The sequence below is a fragment of the Robinsoniella sp. RHS genome (assembly GCF_001029355.1).
GTDB lineage: Bacteria > Bacillota > Clostridia > Lachnospirales > Lachnospiraceae > Robinsoniella > Robinsoniella peoriensis.
The window spans coordinates 1-5,454 of sequence record NZ_JNGB01000204.1; the positions used below are offsets into that span (position 1 = coordinate 1).

Genomic DNA, 5,454 nt, shown 5'->3' on the forward strand with positions numbered 1-5,454 from the left:
ACATGACATCTATGATGTTAAAGGAAAAGTTCCCGATGAAGTGAAAAAATCTAAAATGTCTGCAAAACAGATGCTGGATTGTGTTATTAAAAATCCACCTTTAATATTTATGCTTTTATCTGAAACGTTAAAGTTTACGGCATTTATGATTTTCATATCTACATTTGCTTATTATTATCAGTACATATTAAATGATTTCAGTGCAATTACAGTTACCATGACTATCGCTTCTGTCGTAGCGCTTGGGTCCAGCCTTATCGCACCGGTTATTATTAAAAAGGCAGGTTCTAAGAACGCTGGTATCGTGGCACTGGTATTTTATACAGTGGGAGCACTGCTGCCGCGCTTTATGCCGCCGAGCGTTACTATGTTTGGTGTCGGCTTTGTACTTATTTATTTTGGTATGTCATTAAATGCATGTGCAGGTCCGATTCAGTTTGTAAATTCCTCCCTGTATTATCAGGCGAAAACAGGTCTGAATGCAACCGGATTTATTATGTCTCTGTATGTATTCCCCATACAACTTGGTATTGCCATATCAAGCGGTATGATCAACTGGCTGTTGTCCAGTATGGGATACGTTGCCGGGGCTGCGCTGGAGGGATCACAGCTGGTGAGCCTTCAGAATATAATTCTTCTGATACCCGGACTAATGCTGCTGGCTGCAGCAATTCTCGTGATAGCTTATCCATTATCGGAGAAGAAGATGGAAGAAATACACGGTAAACTGGGAAGTAATATGTAATGAAAATGCCGATCCGCAGGAGAATATTCCATGGATCGGCATTTTTTATTTAACCTGTACGGCAACCCGGATTTCCAGATCATCACTCTGGCTATATACTTCCAGATCAGGAGCATCACCCTTCATTCTGTAAGTCCAAATGGTTTTTATTCATAAGCGGACATAAATTGAGAGGTTGTCCATTACAAAAAGTAATTGACAACCCAAAACCTTAATGATAGAATAGCATCAATTGAAAATACCCGTGAGGGAGTAGTTGGCGTATCGCAAGGTACGTGTCAAGTCAACATACTGACCATTTGGTCTGGCTTGCCTTAAATAATGAGACTCATGTATAGGACTTATACTATACATGCGCCTTTTTTTGACCCATGTATAGCTTAAGTGCTGTACCTGGGTCTTTTTGATTGCAAAACAAAAAGGAGGAAAAAGGATATGAAATATTATCTGGAGCCGAAAGACAAAGTGGTGCAGTATTTTCAAAGTGATGTTGACAAAGGACTCACATCAAAACAGGCAGAAGAAAGCCGGAGAAAAAACGGTGCCAATATCCTGAAGAAAGAAAAACCGGTTTCTTTAGGAAGGAGAATCTGGGAAGCGGCAAGAGAACCAATGATTATCATGCTGATTCTGGCTGGATTTATTACGCTGGGCGTGAATATTTCAAGAGCTGTGACCGGGGGAGAGGCGGATTATCTGGAGTGCGTTGGTATTTTTGCAGCAATTGCTTTATCGGTAGTAATCACAGTGATTATGGAAGGACGAAGTGCCAGGGCATTTGAAGAACTGAGTAAAATAACAGACGATACCATGGTAAAGGTTATCCGAAATGGGGAAGTGGCGATGGTCTGTCAGAAGGAGATTGCAGCTGGTGACATCATATGTCTGGCAACGGGTGACAGGATTCCGGCAGATGGACGTTTACTGGAGTGCAATTCTCTTCAGGCGGATGAATCTGCGCTTACAGGAGAGAGCCTTCCGGCACAAAAGGATGAGACCGCAATAATTGAGGATGAAAAGACTCCAGTGGCGGAAAGGGTGAATATGGTTTATTCAGGCTGCTTTATTACCAGCGGTACAGGTAAGATGGTAGCAACCGGAGTTGGCGACCATACTGAATTTGGTAAGATTGCCGCGGAACTTTCTTCTGAGGATAAAACAAGTACTCCGTTACAGGAAAAATTAGCGGTACTTGGTAAAAAAATTACGATTTTGGGAGCTGCAGCAGCAGCAGTGGTATTTTTACTCCAGGTTTTATTATTTACTTTTCATGGGACGGCATCATGGGAGACCATTTCCGAAGCTTTTATTACAAGTATTGTACTGATTGTTGCCGCAGTGCCGGAAGGACTGCCTACCATTGTTGCGGTATCCCTTTCCATAAACATTATAAAAATGTCCAAACAGAATGCATTGGTGAAAAAAATGATAGCCTGCGAGACCGTTGGCTGCATCAATGTAATCTGTTCTGATAAAACAGGAACGCTGACGGAGAACCGTATGACAGTCACAAAAGTCTGTCAGGATATGAATATGGTGTATCCGGATCAGATAAAGGATGTTCATCTGATCCGCAATTTCTGCATGAACAGTACGGCGGATATCCGGTATGCAGATGGAGAGAACCACTTTATTGGAAATCCCACAGAGTGTGCCCTGCTGGTTGCTGCAAATAAGGCAGTAGGCAATTACAAAAATATACGAAACAGTTTTCAGGCAGCTTATGTATTTCCCTTTTCTTCAGAAACAAAGAATATGACGACTGTTCTTCATAATGCCAAGGGATATCATATTTATTCCAAAGGAAGCCCGGAGAAGATCCTGGAAATGTGCGCATTATCGAAGGAGGAAAAAGAAAAAGCACAAGAAAAGATGTTTGAGTATGAAAGCAAGGCTTTTCGGGTAATTGCTTTTGCCCATAAAAGTCATGGGGATCTGATTGTGGATTTTGAAAAGGAGCGCAAGTCTCTGGAAGATGGACTGCATTTCGATGGATTTTCGGCAATTACGGATCCGCTCAGAAAGGATGTCTGTAATGCGGTGGACAAATGCCGTAAAGCGGGAATTGATGTAAAAATGCTGACAGGTGACAATATTATCACAGCATCTGCCATTGCGAAGGAACTGCAGTTGTTGGATGATGACCATATAGCCGTAGAAGCAAAAGTGTTAGAGAGTCTAACCGAAGAGCAGCTGGCAGAAACACTGCCCAGAATACGGGTGATAGCCAGAAGTACGCCAACGATTAAAATGCGTGTAGTAAAAGCTTTAAAATCCAGAGGTGATGTGGTGGCGGTTACCGGAGACGGGATTAATGACGCACCTGCGATTAAAAATGCCGATGTTGGAATTGCAATGGGAATATCGGGAACAGAAGTATCGAAAGAAGCAAGTGATATTGTACTCCTGGATGACAGCTTTTCAACGATTGTAAAAGCTGTTCAGTGGGGAAGAGGGATATATGAGAATTTCCAGCGTTTTATTCAATTTCAGCTTACCGTTAACTTATCCAGTGTAGTTGTAGTTCTGGCTTCTATTATTGCAGGTTTTGCCGCTCCGTTTTCAGCATTGCAGCTGTTATGGATTAATATAATCATGGATGGACCGCCGGCGCTTACCCTGGGACTGGAACCCATCCGGGGAGATTTGATGAAACAACAGCCAACCAGGCGGAATAGCAGCATAGTTACCAAAAGTATGATGTCAAGAATTGTTATAAACGGGCTATATATTTCAATTGTATTTATGGCTCAGCACTGGTTTAATTTTATGGGAGGTGCGGAAAGAGAACTGCCTACCATACTGTTTACGCTGTTTGTTGTTTTTCAACTGTTCAATGCGTTCAACAGCCGTGAGCTTTCCGATACCAGTATCTTCTGTAATCTGGCATCCAACAGGCTGATGCTTGGAGTTTTTGCATTGACCTTTGCACTTCAGGTAATCATCACACAGATTGGAGGTGCCTTCTTTGGTACGGTTCCGTTAGATTTTCTGATGTGGTGCAAAATTATTGCAGTGGCGTTTAGTGTAATCCTGGTATCGGAAATTGCAAAATTTATGAAAAGAGTGGTGATGAGAAATAGATAGTCAGAAGAAAAAGATATAAAAGGGCCTTAAGAGCTGGGATAATGACGGAAAATGTATTTCCTGCATTATCCCATTTGTTTCTTAATCAGGTATAACCATTAATAAAAGCAAGATAATTCTGGCTTACTGTTTTCCAGTTCACTACATGAAACCAGTTGTGGATATAGGCAGGCCGGTTGTTATAGTGCTTTAGATAGTAGGCATGTTCCCATACATCCAGGTTGAGCAGAGGATGCAGATTCATGGAGAGGGGAGTATCCTGATTGGAAGTAGTAATAATCTTTAGTGTTCCATCATGATCTGCAACCAGCCAGGAATATCCGGATCCAAAGACCGACAGGGCAGCCGCAGCCATCTGGTCTTCAAAATTCTGAAAGCTTCCAAAAGCCTGGTTGATATAAAAAGCAAATATCCCTAAAGGCCTGTCGATGCCGGGGCTGGTCATATTGTCAAAATAAAAACGATGATTATAGACACCTCCTGCGTTGTTAAGCAGAGGTGTTCTGATATTAGCCGGAAGAGTAGGGGCATACAGAATAAGCTGTTCCAATGTCATATTCTGCAGCTGGGGATTAGCCTTTAAAATAGCATTCAGATTGTCCACGTAAGTCTGCAGATGGCGGTCATGGTGAAGGTGCATGGTTTTTTCATCAATATAAGGCTCCAGTGCATTATAGCTGTATGGCAGTGGGTAATTTACAAAAGGATAGTGTTCACTCAAAGGTATCTGTTCCTTTTCTTTTTCTTCTATTATATGTTGCAGGATAAAATACATAACAAGAAAACACGCTCTAAGAAATACAGATGCCCTGAAACCCTCCACTATACCACCAGACATTTGATCAGCGGTATAATATGGTCTCTCAGTAAATGATTACACCTAAGGAGGAATCAATATGAATGAACCTTTTCCACAAGAACAAAGCCATCTTGAATTTACACAAAAACAATTGAAAAGTGCCTTTGATAAAGCCAATGAGGATGTCACTAAATGTGAAGACGATTACCGGAAATCAAAACGATATCTGGCGGAATATTGGAACGAACTGGATTCTATGGAAAAGTTCTCAAATCAGCGGTCTATCAACCAGATAGAAGGGGCAGGTAATTTATCACTGGATAAAAGAAGGAGAATTGGACAGCTGATGGATTCACCGTATTTTGCCAAAATAAATTTTCTTTACCAGGGGGATGATGAACCGGAGCAGATCTATATTGGAAAATATGCGTTTACCGATGATAGGAATCAGATGCTTATTTTTGACTGGCGTGCCCCCATTTCAAATATGTATTATGAATATGAGCTGGGAAAAGCATCTTACGAGGCGCCCATAGGTAACATAGAAGGAGAAATCACCTGCAGGCGCCAGTTTAAGATTCGAAAAGGAGAAATGGAATATGTCCTGGAAAGCACGATGAATATAGACGATGATATTTTGCAAAGAGAGTTAAGCAGTACTTCTGATGAAAAAATGAAAAATATCATCGCAACAATTCAAAAAGAACAAAACCGGATTATTCGTAATGAAAAGGCGGAAGTATTAATTATCCAGGGAGTTGCAGGCTGTGGGAAAACTTCAATTGCCCTGCATCGTGTAGCGTATTTGCTTTATCGAAATAAG

General features: G+C 41.4%; 3 protein-coding genes and 1 pseudogene. 3 read left to right on the forward strand and 1 reads right to left on the reverse strand.

The window, feature by feature from the left end:
• Together RHS_RS28335 and RHS_RS28340 are read left to right on the forward strand one after the other, a co-directional pair.
• Positions 1 to 745, forward strand: a 745-nt coding sequence (locus RHS_RS28335; RefSeq protein ID WP_047835087.1) for an MFS transporter, incomplete at its 5' end; no start/stop codon positions are given.
• A gap of 435 nt (positions 746 to 1,180) precedes the next feature.
• Positions 1,181 to 3,832 (forward strand): calcium-translocating P-type ATPase, PMCA-type, encoded by a 2,652-nt coding sequence (locus tag RHS_RS28340; RefSeq protein ID WP_047835088.1) that lies wholly within the window; start codon positions 1,181 to 1,183, stop codon positions 3,830 to 3,832.
• An 85-nt stretch (positions 3,833 to 3,917) separates the two neighbouring features.
• On the opposite strand, the gene RHS_RS28345 is transcribed toward RHS_RS28340, so the two are convergent.
• The gene (locus tag RHS_RS28345; protein WP_047835090.1) at positions 3,918 to 4,553 is read right to left on the reverse strand and encodes a Fe-Mn family superoxide dismutase; all 636 of its coding nucleotides are present in this window, start codon (positions 4,551 to 4,553) and stop codon (positions 3,918 to 3,920) included.
• Positions 4,554 to 4,728: 175 nt separating this feature from the next.
• Here RHS_RS28345 and RHS_RS28350 point away from each other — a divergent pair.
• Positions 4,729 to 5,454 (forward strand): annotated as a pseudogene (locus RHS_RS28350) (helicase); the annotation flags it as partial.

Excerpts from the sequence above, each read along its gene's own strand:
- RHS_RS28340 (WP_047835088.1), top strand. The coding sequence starts at position 1,181 with ATGAAATATTATCTGGAGCCGAAAGACAAAGTGGTGCAGTATTTTCAA.